A 16,746-nucleotide genomic window follows, 5' to 3' on the forward strand; every position below is an offset into this window, starting at 1 on the left:
AAACAGTTGATTTAATTTATCGTTTTGAATAAATCATTCAAGGTTATATCCATATGGTATAATTTTAGAAATAAAGTATTAGATTTATTTTTTAGCTGCTCCGGGAGGGAAACCTGCCATAATGCTTTTTACGGAACTATTAATGAATTCTTCAGGATTGTCTGGTTTGTTGTCAATTTCGGCATTACCAATGCCCTGCCAAACTAGTTTGTCGGTTTTTGTGGATACAATATCAATCACCAAGGAGCCATCAACATAATCATAAGTGTTAAATGTTGTCGAGCCTCCCATCATTGCACCTCCACCCCAATATCCGTAGGGGCGATACATACCGCCATAACCATAGTAATTAGAATTGGCAGTAACCTGTGTTTTGTTTTTTAAAATCGCTACTGCATTTACTTTTAAATCGGGATTATCACTTGTTTCTTTAAAGCCTTTGGCGGTCATTTCTGCGCGAATTGCTTTTGTAACCCGATCAACGTTTAATTGGTTTACCTGGCCTTTCTGTGCATTTAAATCGAAAGTTGCAAAAGTTTTGAATTCACTAAAATTTACCGCACGATCATAATCTTGAGTAACAGTTACGGTTGGGCCACAGCTAAAAAATAATCCCAAAAACAGCATAGGAATTATACCTAATGTTCTTTCTTTAATGTTCATCTTATTAAATTTTGAGTTAATAATTAAATGTTTGTAAATTCTTAAAATAGGTATTGATTGTCATTTTAGACATCAGTTGCAATAGGCAGACGGCCTTCTTAAATTGTATCCTGCATTTTTACATTATCAATATCATTCTGTTCTGCATACAAAACTGACAAATGCGCTAATGCATGGTCGAATTCATCATTTTTTTCATATAACCAAACAATCCAATTTTACTCCCTTTTCAGTAAGGCTCAATCAAATTGATTATCTTTTTCATCTAAGAATTTATCATACATAGATTCAGTTTAATTAAAATTTATCCTCTTTTTGAAAATCTAAATAGACGCGTTAACATGTTGACTATCAGTGTTAAATTTACTAAAATTTAAAACACTATAAAAGGGATTTTGATTTAAAATACTTAGTTTTTATGAATTAATTCTCAATTCGTATAAGTCGACTTGTTTTATTTTCTGATGGAACCTAAGTTATTACTCTACAAATACCTTTTTCCAGTCTTCTTTTATATTAATTATATGCCGTTTGTTTTTTGAAGCTACGCCTAAATGAAGCGTTATCTTTTTCCTGATGGATTTATTTCTCTAAAAGAATATTCTGGTTGATTAACAATTAGTTTAAATTGTGAAGTGCTGAAAAGGAAGTTTATTTTTTTAGGACAGGTGTTTGTTGCCTCTCTTTTATAAAGTATTTCAAAGATGTAGGAGTAGTTTGCGGTATATTTATCTAGCTTTTTTGCAACTTGCATTTTAGTAGTTAATTAAATATATTATCTCTGTTGAGGTTTGACCAATTATTTTTTTAATTTTACATTATGGCTTTCAAGTGTTCAGCCAATCTAAATTTTAGAAAATGAAAAAAGAAATTTTTTTAGTATTTATGTTTTTATTAATAAGTACTGCTGGTTTTTCTCAGGTATACACCAATAAAGTGGTGGGTAAAAAAAACGCAGCTCTACTAGACAGTCTTAAAGTAGTGGAATATCCATATGCTTTACCTATATGGGGAGAAAAAGCAACACAGAAAGGTTATCAATTGCCCTATTCTGCGGGTTTTTCGGTTAACTACTTTTGGCAGGAATCAGACATTGTTATTAATAATCTCGAAGTTGGTTTTAATAATGGTCCTAAATATAATTTGGATCAAATTGTTCGTTTTACCGATTCGTATGTAACAGCATCTGCAGTTAACGTTAGACCGGATATTTGGCTGTTTCCATTTTTGAATATTTATGGGATTTTAGGTAAAGCCAATACTGCAACAACAATTAATGCTGGTATCTGGCTTCCGGATCCTGATAATAATTGGTCTAAAATAATGGATTTTGGAACAAAAGCTGAATTTAATGCTACTACTTTTGGATTGGGCATGACTCCTACCATCGGTATCGGCGGAGGCTGGTTGGCTCTGGATATGAATGTAGCGTGGACAGACATTAGTGCTCTTGATAAACCTGCTATGAGTTTTATTTTTGGACCTAGATTAGGTAAGACTTTTAAATTTAATAAACCCGAAAGTAATATTGCGTTTTGGACAGGAGCTTTTAGGGTTCATTTAAAAAGCGGAACAAATGGTTCATTAGCGATAAAGGATTTATTCCCAAATGCAGGACAAGCTCAGGACAAAGTAGATCAGGCGATAACCAAAGTGGATGAAAAACAAGTTCAGGTTGATGCCTGGTGGAATGGATTGTCTAGTGCTGATCAGGCAAAACCATCAAATAAAGCTAAATATGAGACGGCAAATAATGCTCTTGATAAAGCAGGTAATTTATTGAATGGAATTGATGGAGCATTAAGCACAATTGAGACCTCTACAGTGCAATATTCATTGGAAAAGGCACCAAAAGATATGTGGAATTTTATAATTGGATCACAATATCAATATAACAGGCACTTTATGTTGCGTGCCGAATGTGGTTTCCTTGGAAGCCGTACGCAGTTTATGACGAGTCTTCAGTATCGTTTTGGATTGTAATCGAATAGAATAATTACAGAGATAACAATTGATTTTAAAGAAAACAGATAAAATAACAGATGAAAAAACTTTTATCATTACTTGTAGTATTTTTTTGTTTTCAGCAGGCTCGATCGCAGGTTTTAATGTCTTTGATTTTTGGAGATAAATTAAACTCTCCCAATATAGAATTTGGGTTGGATGGCGGCGTCAATTTTTCAAGTATTTCAAATCTTGATTCGGATTATAAAAGAGACTTCAATTTGGGTTTTTATTTTGATTTTAATCTAAAGAACCCTTCCTGGATTTTCAATACAGGAGTTATCGTAAAATCCACTATGGGAGCGAAAGATATTGCCGTTTATTCATTGAATGATGAAAAATTGGATGCCGTTTTTGCTGAAGGTTCAGTGAAAAGAAATATAAACTATTTTAATGTTCCTCTGACGATTAAATACAAGTTTAATAATAATATTTATGTCAAGGCTGGTACACAATTGGGTTTGTTGTCTACAGCTCATGATTTGTTTCGTCAAAATTATGATGGAGAAGATGTCGAATATAAAAACAATATACGTGACAAGATTCATGTTGTAGATGCTGGTTTGGTAATTGGAGCGGGATACCGAATAAAAACTAAATACGGCATGAATATCGGTCTGCAATATTATTATGGATTGGTGCCGCTTCTCAAAGGCGACGACAGCCCAAACCAATACAATCGCTCTCTTTATGTAACTGCGGGATTACCTATCGGAAAAGGGAAAGCGGGGAAAAGAGCAGCCGAAAAAGCTGCCCAAGAGAAAGCACCAGAAGAAGGAACTACTTTACCTGAAAAGTAAGTTGGTTTTTATAACTTTGCTTTTATGAATTTTCCAAAAAACCTTAGCGATAAACTAGAAACACGAAGACAAAATAAATCATTACGTATTCTTCCACAACCTAATGATTTAGTTGATTTTGCTTCGAATGATTATATAGCTTTTTCAAAATCGGAAGCGATTTTTAATGCGACCCATCAATTTTTATTAGATCATAATATAAAAAGTAATGGCGCAACAGGGTCGCGATTACTTTCTGGAAACCATACTTTATATACTGAAACCGAAAATTATATTGCGAAATTTCATCAATCAGAGTCTGCTTTGTTGTTCAATTCGGGTTATGATGCCAATGTTGGTTTTTTTAGTTCCGTTCCCCAAAAAGGCGATTTGATTTTGTATGATGAATTATGTCATGCATCGATTCGCGACGGAATCCAATTGTCGAATGCCAAGTCCTATAAATTCAAGCACAATGATTTTGAGGATTTGGACTTGTTGATTCAACGTAATCCTAACACCTTAATTTACATTGTAACCGAATCGGTTTTTTCGATGGATGGCGATTGTCCAAATATGGAAGAACTGATTGCTGTTTCTGAAAAGCACAATTGTTATTTAGTGGTTGATGAAGCCCATGCTTTGGGAGTTTTTGGAGAAAATGGTGAAGGATTGATTCAGCATTTGCATTTGCAGGACAAAATATTTGCCCGAATAATGACTTTTGGCAAAGGTTTGGGCTGTCACGGTGCGGTGGTTTTGGGTTCGGAGGAATTAAAATCATACTTGGTAAATTTCTCCAGAAGTTTCATTTATACTACAGGACTTTCTCCACATTCTGTAGCCACGATTTTAGTTGGTTATCATCATTTAGAAAAGGATAAAAATGCACTTGAAGCACTTCGTGATAATATTGTCTTTTTTAATCAAGTGAAAAAAATGTTGTATTTAAGTCCGCTTTTTATTCGTAGTAAATCGGCTATTCAAAGTGTGATTATTCCTGGAAATGAAAAGGTGAAAAGTATTGCTGCTGCTTTGCAAGAAAACGGTTTTGATGTCAAGGCTATACTTTCGCCAACGGTTCCAGCTGGTCAGGAACGGTTGCGTTTTTGTCTGCATAGCTATAATAGCAAAGAGGAAATGACCAAAGTATTGACCCTATTGAGTGAACTTGTTTTTTAATAGTATGGAAGAAATGACTTTTCAAAAAATTGCTACTTTTCAATATTCTTCAGAAGCATCGATTTTTAGAGGTAAACTGGAATCGGAAGGAATTAGAGTATTTGTGCGAGACAATAATACTGTTGATGCAAATCCAATGTATAGTAATGCTATAGGAGGCATTAAACTTTTTGTAAAAAACGAGGATTTTAATAAGGCAAAAATGGTACTTTCTGAAATCAGTGAATATTCATTGAATGAGAATAATGAATTGATTAAATGTCCAGAATGTGGAGCTGAAAAAATTGAAATGGTAACTTCTATAAAAGATTTAAAAACTTTATTTGCATTCCTTTTCTCAATACTTTTTGTTTTAATACCTATTTATTCAAAACATAGATACAAATGTGATAAGTGTAATTTCGAATTTAAGTAATCCGGACACCAAGAACACTTCTGATTTTATATTAAGTTATAATTTGACCGGAGAAATTTCATCTCTGACAGCTTGTTTCTCCTCACTTCTTTAAAAAACAGTATATTTTTTTGTAACGTTTTGATTGTTTGATTACTTACGAGTCGTAATCAAATAAATCAAAATAATTATGAAAACCACATCAACATCAGTAAGCGATAAAATCTTCAACTTCGTATTTGTATTTTTAAGTTCTGCCGGACTTTCATATGCCTTAATCACTAACTTTATTTTAGATAAGCCAAATAAGGATTTCCTTCTTCTGTGGGTTTGTCTGTTTTTTGCCTCGCTGGCCGCTTCGCAGAGAAGAAAATACAGTAAATAGCTCGCAGATTTTATTAGCAATCAAATCAATCAATCAAACAATAATCAATCAAACAAATTTAAAATCAATCATCAATCAAAAAACAAACAAATTATGAAAAATGTATTTAAATCAATAGCAGCAGTTGCGATATTCGTCTTTAATCTTTCGGTTAATGCACAGACTCAAAAAAATGAAAATTCAGTATTGTGGGAAGTGTCAGGAAAAGGATTAGCAAAGCCATCTTATCTTTTTGGGACTATTCACATGATCTGCGGGAAAGATTTTGTAATGAAGCCTAAAGCTGCAGACGCTTTTTCGAAAACCTCAAAACTGGCTTTAGAGATTAACATGGGCGATGCCGAAGAGTTGAAAATTGTACAGCAGGCAGCCATGGGTAAAGAACCATTGTCCAAAACATTATCTCCAAAACAGATTGCACAATTGGAAGAAGTGTTGAAAAATAACGGTGGACTTACTTTGACTCAGGTTGACAGTTATACTCTGGAAACGATTATGAGTTTGCTCTTTATGAAATCGTTTGGCTGTGCTGATTTGAAATTTTATGAAATGGAATTTCTTGCCAAAGCCAAAGAAAGCAATAAGTCAATTGTCGGACTCGAAAAAGCAGCTCAGCAATTGGATATTTTAGGCAAATCATTTACAGATGACGAATTGATTGCTTATTTGCAAAAGATAGATACCAATATGGCTGATACTATGATAAAAGAGTATACCAGTGAAGATATAAACGGGCTGTATGCCATGACTACAGACAAAGAACTGATGTCTACAAGCACCAAAGAAACATTATTGGATGACAGAAATGTAAATTGGTTAAAAATAATGCCTGAAATGATGCAAAAAGAAAGTGTTTTCTTTGCAGTAGGCGCAGCACATTTAGCAGGAGATCTTGGAGTGATCAATTTATTAAAGAAAGCTGGATATACAGTAAAACCTATAATGAACTAAAATTTTGAAGACCAAAGAACAAGAGTTTTTAACCCGTATTGAGCAACACAAAGGAATACTCTATAAGGTTTCCAAGATGTATATGGATAATAAGGACGATCAGCAAGATCTGTTTCAAGAGATTGTCCTGCAGTTGTGGAAAGCCTATGACACTTTTAAAGGTGAAAGCCAATTTTCGACTTGGATGTACCGAGTGGCAATCAATACCTCGATTGTTTTTTTGAAAAAAGAAAAACGAAAGGTTGATAAATATGAGATAGCTTCAGAAAATATAAAGGAAGAAGAAAGCGACTCCGACCACAAAGAAAATCAGTTGAATCATTTTTATAAAGCCGTTCAGGAATTGGACAAAATTGACAAAGCTATTATATTCTATCAGCTTGAGGGATTTTCACATAAAGAAATTGGAGTCAATCTGGGTATCTCAGAAGGAAATGCAAGAGTGAAATTGAACAGAGCAAAAGACAAATTAAAAGAAATTATAAAAAAACAAGGTTATGGACTTTAACGATATACAATCAGCTTGGAAGAACGAAAAAACAGAAAATGTAACTCTTCCCACCCATTTGGATAAAATAAACTCGGCAAATATGCCATTAGAAAAAATAAAAAAGAATTTAAAAAATGAATTTTTCTATCAAATAATTTCTATAGTATGTATTGGATTTATACCGTACGTTTATGATATGCCTGCAAATGCATTTGCTCCATTCTATTTGCTTTTTTCAATATTTACGGCAGTCTGCATTTATTATTTAGCAAAATTATTTGTGTTTTACAGAAGATTAGGCACTACGAGTTTAAACACTAAAGACAGTTTATACGAAACCTATTTTGATATTCGGCTTAATATGGAGATTTATAAAACTTTCGGATTTGCATTAATACCTTTTCTTATATTGTTTTTACTAGGGTTTATGTATTATGAAACCCCCGATTTTTTTACAAAAGGGATAAACAGCACTCCCTTTTTGGTTGCGACTTTCTCAATCGTTATTTTTTCAATTCTGTTTATGGGTCTGGCTCTCGAATGGTGGGTGCACTATTTTTACGGGAAATACGCCAAAGAGATCAGGAAAGTTATTGATGAATTAAAAGAAGAGTAATATAACGAAACCCATCGCAATGATGGGTTTGTTTTTTTATTGGTATTTTTGTGTTTTAAAATGTGTTTTTACACAAAGATCCGCAAAGAGAAAACTCGAAGTTAGGCAAAGAATAATTAAAAACTTTGCGTATTGGGCCACGGATAATAAGGATATTGCTGATTTATGCAGGTTGAATATGGCAAATTTATTACACGGGTCTATAACGGATTCAATTTTAAAAGTTTATAATGAACTCGGAGCTGGTTTCCTTGAAAAAGTATATCAAAATGCAATGTATTTTGAACTTATAGCAAGAGGCTACAAAGTTGAAGCTCAAGAGCAAATTAAAGTTTTTTTCAAAAAACAGCTTATAGGCGACTATTTTGCAGATTTATTAGTCGAGGACAAAGTAATAGTCGAACTCAAAGCCTGTGAATTACTTATGAATGCTCATGTGGCTCAAACGATGAATTATCTAAAAGCAACAGAAATTGAAGTAGGTTTATTGTTGAATTTTGGAGAAGAACCAGAATTTAAAAGGTTTATCTACACAAATGATAGAAAAATTAATTTAAAAAATCAGTGATAATCCGTTCCATCCGTATTATCCGTGGCTAAAAAACATGAAACTATTTATTACAGGAATTTCTACCGATGTGGGCAAGACTGTTGCCTCAGCTATTATTGTTGAAGCTTTACAAGCTGACTATTGGAAACCAGTTCAGGCGGGAGATTTGGGTAATTCCGATAGTCATAAAGTGAAATCATTTGTTTCAAATGATAAAACGATTATTCGTCCAAACAGTTATATGCTGAATACGCCGGCCAGCCCGCATCTTGCTGCTGAAATAGATGGAATAACCATTGATTTGAAAAAGATAATTGAGCCAAAAACCGAAAACCATTTGGTTATAGAAGGAGCTGGTGGTGTTTTTGTTCCATTGAATGATACTGACTGTGTCATTGATTTAATTCAACCCGATTATAAAGTGATTTTGGTTTCAAGACATTATTTGGGAAGCATCAACCATACATTACTTACTATTGAATCCTTGCTTAATCGTAAAATAACGATAGGAGGAATTATTTTTTCCGGTGAGGAGAATAAATCAACCGAATCTATTATTCTGAACAAAACAGGAGTTAAATGTATTGGCCGAATCGAGCAAGAACCCTATTTCGACCAAAATGTAATCAAGGAATATGCGGATCGGTTTCGGGATAATCTGTTGGAACTTCAATAGCAATAGCAAAAATCAATTTCAATGGCAATTTCAAAAACTTTGCGACATAGCGCCTTAGCGGTAAAACAATAATCTAATATCAAATGAGTTTAATCGAAAGAGACAGCCAACATCTTTGGCACCCTTATACCCAGCACAAAACGGCGGCACTTCCTATTGCAATTATAAAAGGGGAAGGCGCTTTGCTTTGGGACGAAAACAACAAAGAATACATTGACGCCATCGCTTCTTGGTGGGTTAATCCGTATGGGCATTCCAATAAATATATTGCCGATGCGATTTACAAACAGTTGACCACATTGGAACACGTTTTGTTTGGTGGATTTACGCATGAACCGGCTATTGTTTTGGCCGAAAAGCTTCTGGCTATTTTGCCAACCAATCAAAAGAAAGTGTTTTTCTCGGATAATGGATCGACCTCTGTTGAGGTGGCTATTAAAGTGGCTTTGCAATATTTTTACAATAAGGGCGAAAAGAGAACAACAATAATTGCTTTCGAAAATGCTTTTCACGGCGATACTTTTGCCGCCATGGCAGCTAGTGGTATTTCATTTTATACACAGGCATTTCAAGGAATGTTCATTGATGTTGTTCGGATTCCTGTGCCAATTAAAGGGCAGGAGCAAGAAAGTTTTGATGCTTTAAGGAAAGTTATAAAAAACAATAATTGCGCCGGTTTTATATTCGAACCCTTGGTGCAAGGTGCTGCAGGAATGGTGATGTATGAACCCGAAGCGTTGGATCAATTAATCCAAATTTGCCAAGATAATAAAGTGATTACGATTGCTGATGAGGTAATGACAGGTTTCGGAAAAACCGGAAAAACCTTTGCCTGCGATTATTTGGCTCAAAAACCGGATATGATGTGTTTGTCAAAAGCCTTAACAGGTGGAACCATTCCAATGGCGATAACGACTTTTACTCAAGATCTTTTCGACGCTTTTTATGATGACGATATCAATAAAGCTTTATTTCACGGACATACTTTTACTGCAAATCCAACGGGTTGTGCAGCGGCTTTGGCGAGTTTGTCTTTATTAGAAACGTCAGCAATGCAGCATAATTTAGTCCGAATCAATAAAAGCCATTTGGATTTCAAAAAACGCATTGAAAATCATCCTATGGTCACGGCAACCCGAGTGCTGGGAGTTATTTTTGCGTTAGAAATAAAAACCGAAACTTCGGCAAGCTATTACGGGACTTTACGTAATAGGCTCTATGATTTTTTTATTGAGAATGGAGTGATTCTGCGTCCTGTTGGAAATATCGTTTATATTTTGCCACCTTATGTGATTACTGATGCTCAATTGCAAAAAGTGTATGAAGTGGTGGAAAGTGCTTTGGAAATAGTTTAGGAATTAACCACTAAGACTACTAAGAAGGTACAAGGCTCACAAAGTTTTTATTTGAAATAAATTTAAATGCAATACCCTAATAGATTTACAATAGTGTCCTTAGTGACTTCTTGGTGGACTTCGTGTTTAAATAGTTCTCGTTTTTAAGAAAAACTTTGCGACCTTTGCGGTTAAATCAGAATAGAATATTTTGTCGCAAATTATCTCCATAACAGCCATAGCTTCCATTTCGTCATTAGGAAATTCGCCTGAAACGGTTTGGAAAAATTACCTTTCGGAAAACCCTTGTTTTTCAAAACAATTTCTGGATCATCAAGATACAGCCGTTGCGGCGCTTGATGATTTCTCCAAGACAGAAGTCGAATCATTACGTCTTTCGGACATAAAATACAAGTCATTGGATAAATCGGTTTTGTATGCAATGGCAGCTTCTCGCAAAGCTATCGAAAAAGCAGGCTGGAATTCAAAGGATGATTTCGGTATCAACATTGGTTCTTCCCGTGGCGCAACCGACTTATTCGAAAAACATTTTCAGGAATATTTAGAAACCGGTAAAGCGCAGACTTTGGCTTCGCCAACGACCACTTTAGGCAATATTTCTTCTTGGGTAGCGCATGATCTGCAGAGTTCAGGTCCCGAAATTTCGCATTCTATTACTTGTTCTACGGCACTGCATGCGGTTCTTAACGGTGTGGCTTGGCTGCGATCAGGTATGGCCAATAAATTTTTGGTTGGCGGCAGTGAAGCACCTTTAACCGATTTTACGATTGGTCAGATGCGATCCTTGAAAATTTACTCCAAAAGTGACGAAAAGTATCCCAACCGTGCTTTGGATTTGGACAAAAAGCAAAACACGATGATTTTGGGAGAAGGTGCCGGGGTGTGCTGTCTTGAAATAGGGAAAAAAGAAAATGCATTAGCTTTTATTGAAGGCATTGGTTATGCTACTGAAATTTTGGAGCACAACATTTCGATTTCGGCAGAAGCGGACTGTTTTCAAAAATCAATGAAAATGGCTTTAGCAAACACAGAATTATCTGATGTTGATGCTATAGTTATGCATGCTCCCGGAACTATAAAAGGAGATTTGACTGAGTATAAAGCCATTCAAAAAGTTTTTACTTCGTCAGTTCGCCCTTCGGTCTCGGGTGGAAAAAGTCTTCCTTTGCTGACTACCAATAAGTGGAAAATTGGGCACACCTTTGGCGCATCGGGGATTTTGAGTATGGAAATGGCAATTTTGATGATGCAGCACAATCAGTTCATCGGTATTCCTTTTGCGGAAGCACAAAAACAGACAAGACCCATTCGTAAAGTTTTGGTCAATGCAGTTGGTTTTGGTGGTAATGCGGTGAGCATTCTTTTGAGTGTTTAAACATATAACAGGTGGTTTTTTTGGCCACAGATTGAACGGAATAAACGGATTTGCACGAATAATTTAAAAAGTTTTCAATTAAGGTGTGTTTGTATTTCTACAACAGTTAAAATAAAATCCGTTTTATCAGTATGATCTGTGTGCCCTTTTAAGCCGATAATCTGACGGATGAAATGTATGCTTGTCATTGGTTGTCAGTTTTTTCCAATTCCTTTACTTTATCATAAATCAAATTACTTTCAAATCCTCTGCGAAGCATATAGTCGCAAAACTTCTTTCTTTTTTTGAGGGTATTAGTCTCAGTTATGGAATTCCAATTTCTTTCGGCCAATTCTTCAAATGTGGTAATATATTCTTCGGGTTCAATTTCTTTTAGGGCGAGATTAATCAAGGTTTGATTGATTTTTCGCATTTTCAGTTCGTTGGTAATTCGGATCTTTCCCCAATGCTTGATGCGGTGTTTTCCTCTTGCAAAACTACAGGCAAACCGGGCTTCGTTTAGAAAATTGTGCTCAATAAGATGCACAATGACTTCGTCTATTTCATTCTGATCCAATTTCATGCTCCACAATTTTGAAACCACTTCCTCGTGGCAACGTTCCTGATAAGCGCAAAAATGTTCTATTTTTATTTTGGCTTCTTTGATGGAATAGACTTCTTTCATTGAGGGGTTGATGTGTTTTTTATTGGAAAAATGCTATCGTTATTCATGATCCTCGTTTTTGTTTTTTGGATGATGATAATTTTGGGTAAAAATAGCAATTTTAGAATGGTTTTTTAGTTTCAAAAAAGGGAAAGCTAAAGTTTACTAAAATTCTCATTTTGTGAACTTAAGAAAATAATTGCATTATTTTTTTAAATGGAAAACCTACAAAAAAGATGTTTTTTGGTTAATTAGCTTAAAATTATCGTTTTTATCGGCAACTTTATTTAAAGGCTAATTTTAAATGTTTAATTTTACTGCGTATATATACCTGTTTTAGCTTCGGCAAAACTAAATATACTGTAAAACAAAGTGATGTTATTAATAAAAAGCATATAAATAAGTGTGTTTGATAAGCATGTCTGTTTTGCAAGAATACTCATAAAATACCCCCAAATACTATGAATAGAATTTTACTTACTGTTGTTGCTTTTTTACCCTTACAAATTAGCACATTGAAGAAAGTGTTACTACGATTTTCTCCAATTGAAAAAGAAAATTATGTTTGGTTGTCAACTCAAACTAGATCAAAGAAGAAGGGCTTGAGTAATACTTTTGGATTTTTGCTCGTGTTGTTGTTTATTTGTTCGTTTGCGAATGCGGCGACAAGGACAGCAAGTGTAAGTGGTAATTGGAGTAATACTGCAACATGGGGTGGTGCAGCAGTGCCAACTTCTGTTGATGACGTCATCATTAATAACGGAATTACCGTTACTGTTAATGTTAATTCTGCTGTTTGTAAAAGTTTAAACATTAGCGGTACTCTTACAATAGGTAATAATAATACAAACAGATTAGTTACTGTCTCAGGGAATGTTACAGTAAACATTGGTGGTATTTTTAATTCTGCTGGAGACGGAGGAAATACTTTATTAATTAGCGGAAATGTTGTTAATGATGGGACTTTTGATATGAATATTGTCGGTTCTGATGCAGATGTAACATTCAATGGATCTTCAAGTCAGGCTATTAGCGGAGCTGGAGTTACAATGGATTTTAATTCAATAACGTTAACTAATGCTTTTCCATTAGTAATAAATAGAGGAATTACTGTTGATGGAAATTGGACTAATAATGCTAAAACCGTTTCAGGTTCGGGGGTAGTTACCTTTACAGGAACTTCGACTATTGGTGGATCTACAGTTACAGCTTTTCCAAACTTAATTGTTACAGGAACAGTAACACAAGGTATAAATACAACTGTAAGCGGAGATTTTATAATAAATTCAGGTACGTATAAAGTTAATAACGCAAGTAGTCATTCACTCACTATTCTTGGAAATTATAATCAAACGGGTGGAGTTTTTGATTTTAATGCTGGAACATCAGGAACTAGTAATGTTTATCTTGCTGGAAATTTGACAAACACTGCAGGAGCAGGTTCCATATCAACAGTAGGAGCGGTTAAAAATGGTATTATAACATTCAACGGATCTGGAATTCAGATATTGAATATGCCAACAGCAGGTGCAGCTATATGGGCAAAGTATGTTGTTAATGCAGGAAGTACATTAAAATTGGCTTCCAATTTGACTTTAAATAGTGCCGATCAAGTAACGCAAGCTGATTGGGTTGGAGAACTTACAGTAAATGGAACTGTAGATTTTGGGGCATTTCAGGTTTCTCAATCAGGAGGTGTTGCAGGTATAGCAAAGGTTAATTTAAACTCTGGTGCAACCTTAATTACAGCTAATGCAAATGGAGTTGACGGCTCAGTTTCTTCAACTAATATTACGCGTACATTCGATACGGCCGCAAATTATAATTTTAACGGAACAGTAGCTCAAACTACTAGTGCAGGAATGCCAGCAACGGTCAATAGTCTTACGATGACTAATGCTTTGGGGGTGACACTTAGTAAAGCAACAAGTGTAACAGCTAATTTTTCGATAGGATCAGGATCAGTTGCTAATTTAGGAACATTCACTCATATTGCTAATACACTTACTCTTGGGAGTTTTGTTACATCTGCAGGTTCGTGGGGGAGTACAATTTCGGCTGCAACAAATAAAAACGACACTTTTTTTGCGGCAACTACTGGGACAGTAGGTATTACCACTACTTCATGTACAACAGGGAATTGGATAGGAGTTACAAGTACAGACTGGAATACAGCATCTAACTGGTGCGGCGGAATACCAACTGCAACAACTGATGTAGTTATTTTAAGTGGTACGCCTTTCTCACCGAACATTGCCAGTGGGACTACAGCACTTTGCAGAAATTTAATTGTCAATGCTTCGGCTACTTTAACATTAGCTAATAGCTCAAGCAGTTTATTAAACATAAGTGGAAATTTTACAAATAGTGGAACTTTTACTGCTGGAACGGCTAGTGTTATTAGTTTTGTAGGAGCTAATCAGGCTGTTGCAGGAGTAACTTATAGTAATTTAACGCTTTCAGGATCTGGAACCAAAACTTTTACGTCAAATACAGTTATAAGTAATCTTATGTCTGTTTCCTCTGGAGTTGTTGTAAGCCTAAACGGAATAACAACACATACAGCAGCTACTCTTCTTTTAAATGGGGTAAATCAAATTGGTGGAACTTGGGGCGCCACGGGTTCTGGTGCAACAAATTTTAACAATATTTTTTTTACCGGAACTGGGCGTGTGGCAGTGCCAAATAATTCTGTAATTGACAATGATTTTGCGTCTTATGGCACTACAGGTGATGTAGCTGGTACTATAGGTGAGTATGGGGGGGCATTTACATTAAACGCACCAGTTGGTTCAGTACTTATGAATGTTAAATTTGCTAGTTATGGAACTCCGACCGGAACCAGTCCAAACTTTGCAATAAGTTCATGTCACGCATCAAGTAGTAAAGTAAATACTATAAGTCTTTTAGGAAACACTAGTTGGTCATTCAGTGCTACTAATGGTGTTTTAAATGGTATGTTTGGGGATCCATGTGTAGGGACGAGCAAAACGTATAGTGTAGTGGCTACTTATTCACAGCCGATTTGTGCTGATACAAGTCCAGGTGCAATAACAATAAATGGTTCTACTCCCACTGGAGGAAACGGAACGTATACTTACCTATGGGAAATTAGTACCACTAGTGCAACTTCAGGATATGCAACTGCTTCAGGAACAAGTAATGGTAGAGATTATATTGTACCAGCTGGTATTGCTCAAACAACATGGTATAGAAGAACGATAACTTCGGGTGCTTACACAAGTAATACTATAGTAATAGTTCAAGTTAATAAATTACCATCATTATCGACGCCAACAGTAGCAGCTATATCTGGAACGACAACTATTTGTGCAGGAGCTTCTACAACACTTACTGTGAGTGGGGGTTCGTTGTCTGGATATCCTACCGGAGGAGATAAAGGAGGTTATGCAGAATGGTTTTTAGGTTCGTGTGGTGGCACATTAGTAGGTACTGGTAATAGTATTACAGTTAGTCCAGGAAGTACTACAACTTATTATGTAAGATATACAAATTCATGTGGCAGTACAGCTAGTTGTATTTCTCAAGTCGTAACAGTGACTTCGCCAGTAATCACAGCACCTACAGCCAGTTCGGTTTGTAGTGGAAGCACTTATACAAGTGGAGCAATCACATCAACTGGAGCTACATTTGATTGGAGTCGTGCAGGAGTTGCAAATATTAATGCAGGCGCTGCAGGAGTAGGCGGAACAAATATTGCTAAAGCTACAGGATTCAGTGAAGTATTAACCAATTCTACAGCTGCCGCTATTAATGTTACTTATGTCTTAACACCAAAATCGGCATCTGGCTGTTCAGGGACACCTTATAATTTAGTGATTACCGTTAATCCGACGGTTGGTATAACCATCACAGCACCTACAGCCAGTTCGGTTTGTAGTGGAAGTACTTATACAAGTGGAGCAATCACATTAACTGGAGCTACATTTGATTGGAGTCGTGCAGGAGTTGCAAATATTAATGCAGGTGCTGCAGGAGTAGGCGGAACAAATATTGCTAAAGCTACAGGATTCAGTGAAGTATTAACCAATTCTACAGCTGCCGCTATTAATGTTACTTATGTCTTAACACCAAAATCGGCATCTGGCTGTTCAGGGACACCTTATAATTTAGTGATTACCGTTACTCCAACAGTAACCATAAACGCATTTTCGCCAGCAACCTCAACACGTTGTCAAGTAGCTGGAACTGTAACCACGACGACCACGGCAAACAATTCAACAGGTATTACCTATAGTTTGGATGCTACTACTGCTGCATTTGCAGGGAACAGTATTGTTGCGGCAAGCGGAGCAGTCACTTATGCTGCGGGATGGTCAGGCACAACAACAATCACAGCTAGTGCTGCGGGTTGTAACGGACCAGTAACTACGACCCATGTAGTGACTATAACCCCAACAGTAACCATAAACGCATTTTCGCCAGCAACCTCAACACGTTGTCAAGGAGCTGGAACTGTAACCACGACGACCACGGCAAACAATTCAACTGGTATTACCTATAGTTTGGATGCGACAACCGCTGCATTTGCAGGAAACAGCATAGTTGCTGCAACTGGAGCTGTGACTTATGCTGCTGGATGGTCAGGCACAACGACAATCACAGCTAGTGCTGCGGGTTGCAACGGACCAGCAACTACGACTCATGTTGTGACTATAACCC

Annotated in this window: 14 protein-coding genes; 12 read left to right on the plus strand and 2 right to left on the minus strand. The window is 35.9% G+C overall.

Features of this window, described 5'->3' with window-relative positions:
- Positions 1 to 84: 84 nt before the first annotated feature.
- Positions 85 to 663, minus strand: a complete 579-nt coding sequence (locus tag B0E44_RS09000; RefSeq protein WP_077373305.1) for a DUF4136 domain-containing protein — start codon at positions 661 to 663, stop codon at positions 85 to 87.
- Between the two features lie 858 nt (positions 664 to 1,521).
- Between B0E44_RS09000 and B0E44_RS09005 the strand changes: the two genes are divergently transcribed.
- The 11 genes from B0E44_RS09005 (at position 1,522) to B0E44_RS09055 (ending at position 11,420) form a co-directional block, all read left to right on the plus strand.
- Positions 1,522 to 2,646 (plus strand): hypothetical protein, encoded by a 1,125-nt coding sequence (locus B0E44_RS09005; RefSeq protein ID WP_077373307.1) that lies wholly within the window; start codon positions 1,522 to 1,524, stop codon positions 2,644 to 2,646.
- Positions 2,647 to 2,705: 59 nt separating this feature from the next.
- Positions 2,706 to 3,467 carry a porin family protein gene (locus B0E44_RS09010; protein ID WP_077373309.1) on the plus strand — a complete coding sequence of 254 codons (762 nt, stop codon included), beginning with the start codon at positions 2,706 to 2,708 and terminating at the stop codon, positions 3,465 to 3,467.
- 24 nt (positions 3,468 to 3,491) lie between these two features.
- Complete coding sequence (locus B0E44_RS09015) at positions 3,492 to 4,628, plus strand: 8-amino-7-oxononanoate synthase (protein ID WP_077373311.1); 1,137 nt, start codon at positions 3,492 to 3,494, stop codon at positions 4,626 to 4,628.
- A 13-nt stretch (positions 4,629 to 4,641) separates the two neighbouring features.
- Positions 4,642 to 5,043, plus strand: coding sequence for a putative signal transducing protein (locus B0E44_RS09020; protein WP_254423275.1), 402 nt, complete (start codon positions 4,642 to 4,644; stop codon positions 5,041 to 5,043).
- Positions 5,044 to 5,500: 457 nt separating this feature from the next.
- Positions 5,501 to 6,358, plus strand: a complete 858-nt coding sequence (locus B0E44_RS09025) for a TraB/GumN family protein (RefSeq protein ID WP_077373316.1) — start codon at positions 5,501 to 5,503, stop codon at positions 6,356 to 6,358.
- A gap of 4 nt (positions 6,359 to 6,362) precedes the next feature.
- Complete coding sequence (locus tag B0E44_RS09030; RefSeq protein WP_077373318.1) at positions 6,363 to 6,866, plus strand: RNA polymerase sigma factor; 504 nt, start codon at positions 6,363 to 6,365, stop codon at positions 6,864 to 6,866.
- The gene (locus tag B0E44_RS09035; protein WP_077373320.1) at positions 6,856 to 7,464 is read left to right on the plus strand and encodes a hypothetical protein; all 609 of its coding nucleotides are present in this window, start codon (positions 6,856 to 6,858) and stop codon (positions 7,462 to 7,464) included. Before B0E44_RS09030 ends, B0E44_RS09035 begins: the two co-directional genes overlap by 11 nt.
- A gap of 178 nt (positions 7,465 to 7,642) precedes the next feature.
- Positions 7,643 to 8,032 (plus strand): GxxExxY protein, encoded by a 390-nt coding sequence (locus B0E44_RS09040; protein WP_077373332.1) that lies wholly within the window; start codon positions 7,643 to 7,645, stop codon positions 8,030 to 8,032.
- 37 nt (positions 8,033 to 8,069) lie between these two features.
- Entirely contained in the window at positions 8,070 to 8,690 is a 621-nt protein-coding gene (gene bioD, locus B0E44_RS09045) for a dethiobiotin synthase (RefSeq protein ID WP_077373323.1), read from the plus strand.
- An 83-nt stretch (positions 8,691 to 8,773) separates the two neighbouring features.
- Entirely contained in the window at positions 8,774 to 10,045 is a 1,272-nt protein-coding gene (gene bioA, locus B0E44_RS09050) for an adenosylmethionine--8-amino-7-oxononanoate transaminase (RefSeq protein ID WP_077373326.1), read from the plus strand.
- Positions 10,046 to 10,235: 190 nt separating this feature from the next.
- On the plus strand, positions 10,236 to 11,420 hold the full coding sequence (locus B0E44_RS09055; RefSeq protein WP_077373328.1) for a beta-ketoacyl synthase N-terminal-like domain-containing protein: 1,185 nt from the start codon (positions 10,236 to 10,238) through the stop codon (positions 11,418 to 11,420).
- A gap of 184 nt (positions 11,421 to 11,604) precedes the next feature.
- Here the strand turns inward: B0E44_RS09055 and B0E44_RS09060 are convergent, their stop codons facing one another.
- The gene (locus tag B0E44_RS09060; protein WP_077373330.1) at positions 11,605 to 12,084 is read right to left on the minus strand and encodes a regulatory protein RecX; all 480 of its coding nucleotides are present in this window, start codon (positions 12,082 to 12,084) and stop codon (positions 11,605 to 11,607) included.
- A gap of 440 nt (positions 12,085 to 12,524) precedes the next feature.
- Between B0E44_RS09060 and B0E44_RS09065 the strand changes: the two genes are divergently transcribed.
- Positions 12,525 to 16,746: S-layer family protein (locus B0E44_RS09065; RefSeq protein WP_131828083.1), on the plus strand; the 4,222-nt coding region annotated here is incomplete at its 3' end.

It is taken from the genome of Flavobacterium sp. A45 (assembly GCF_002001005.1).
Taxonomy (GTDB): Bacteria; Bacteroidota; Bacteroidia; order Flavobacteriales; family Flavobacteriaceae; genus Flavobacterium.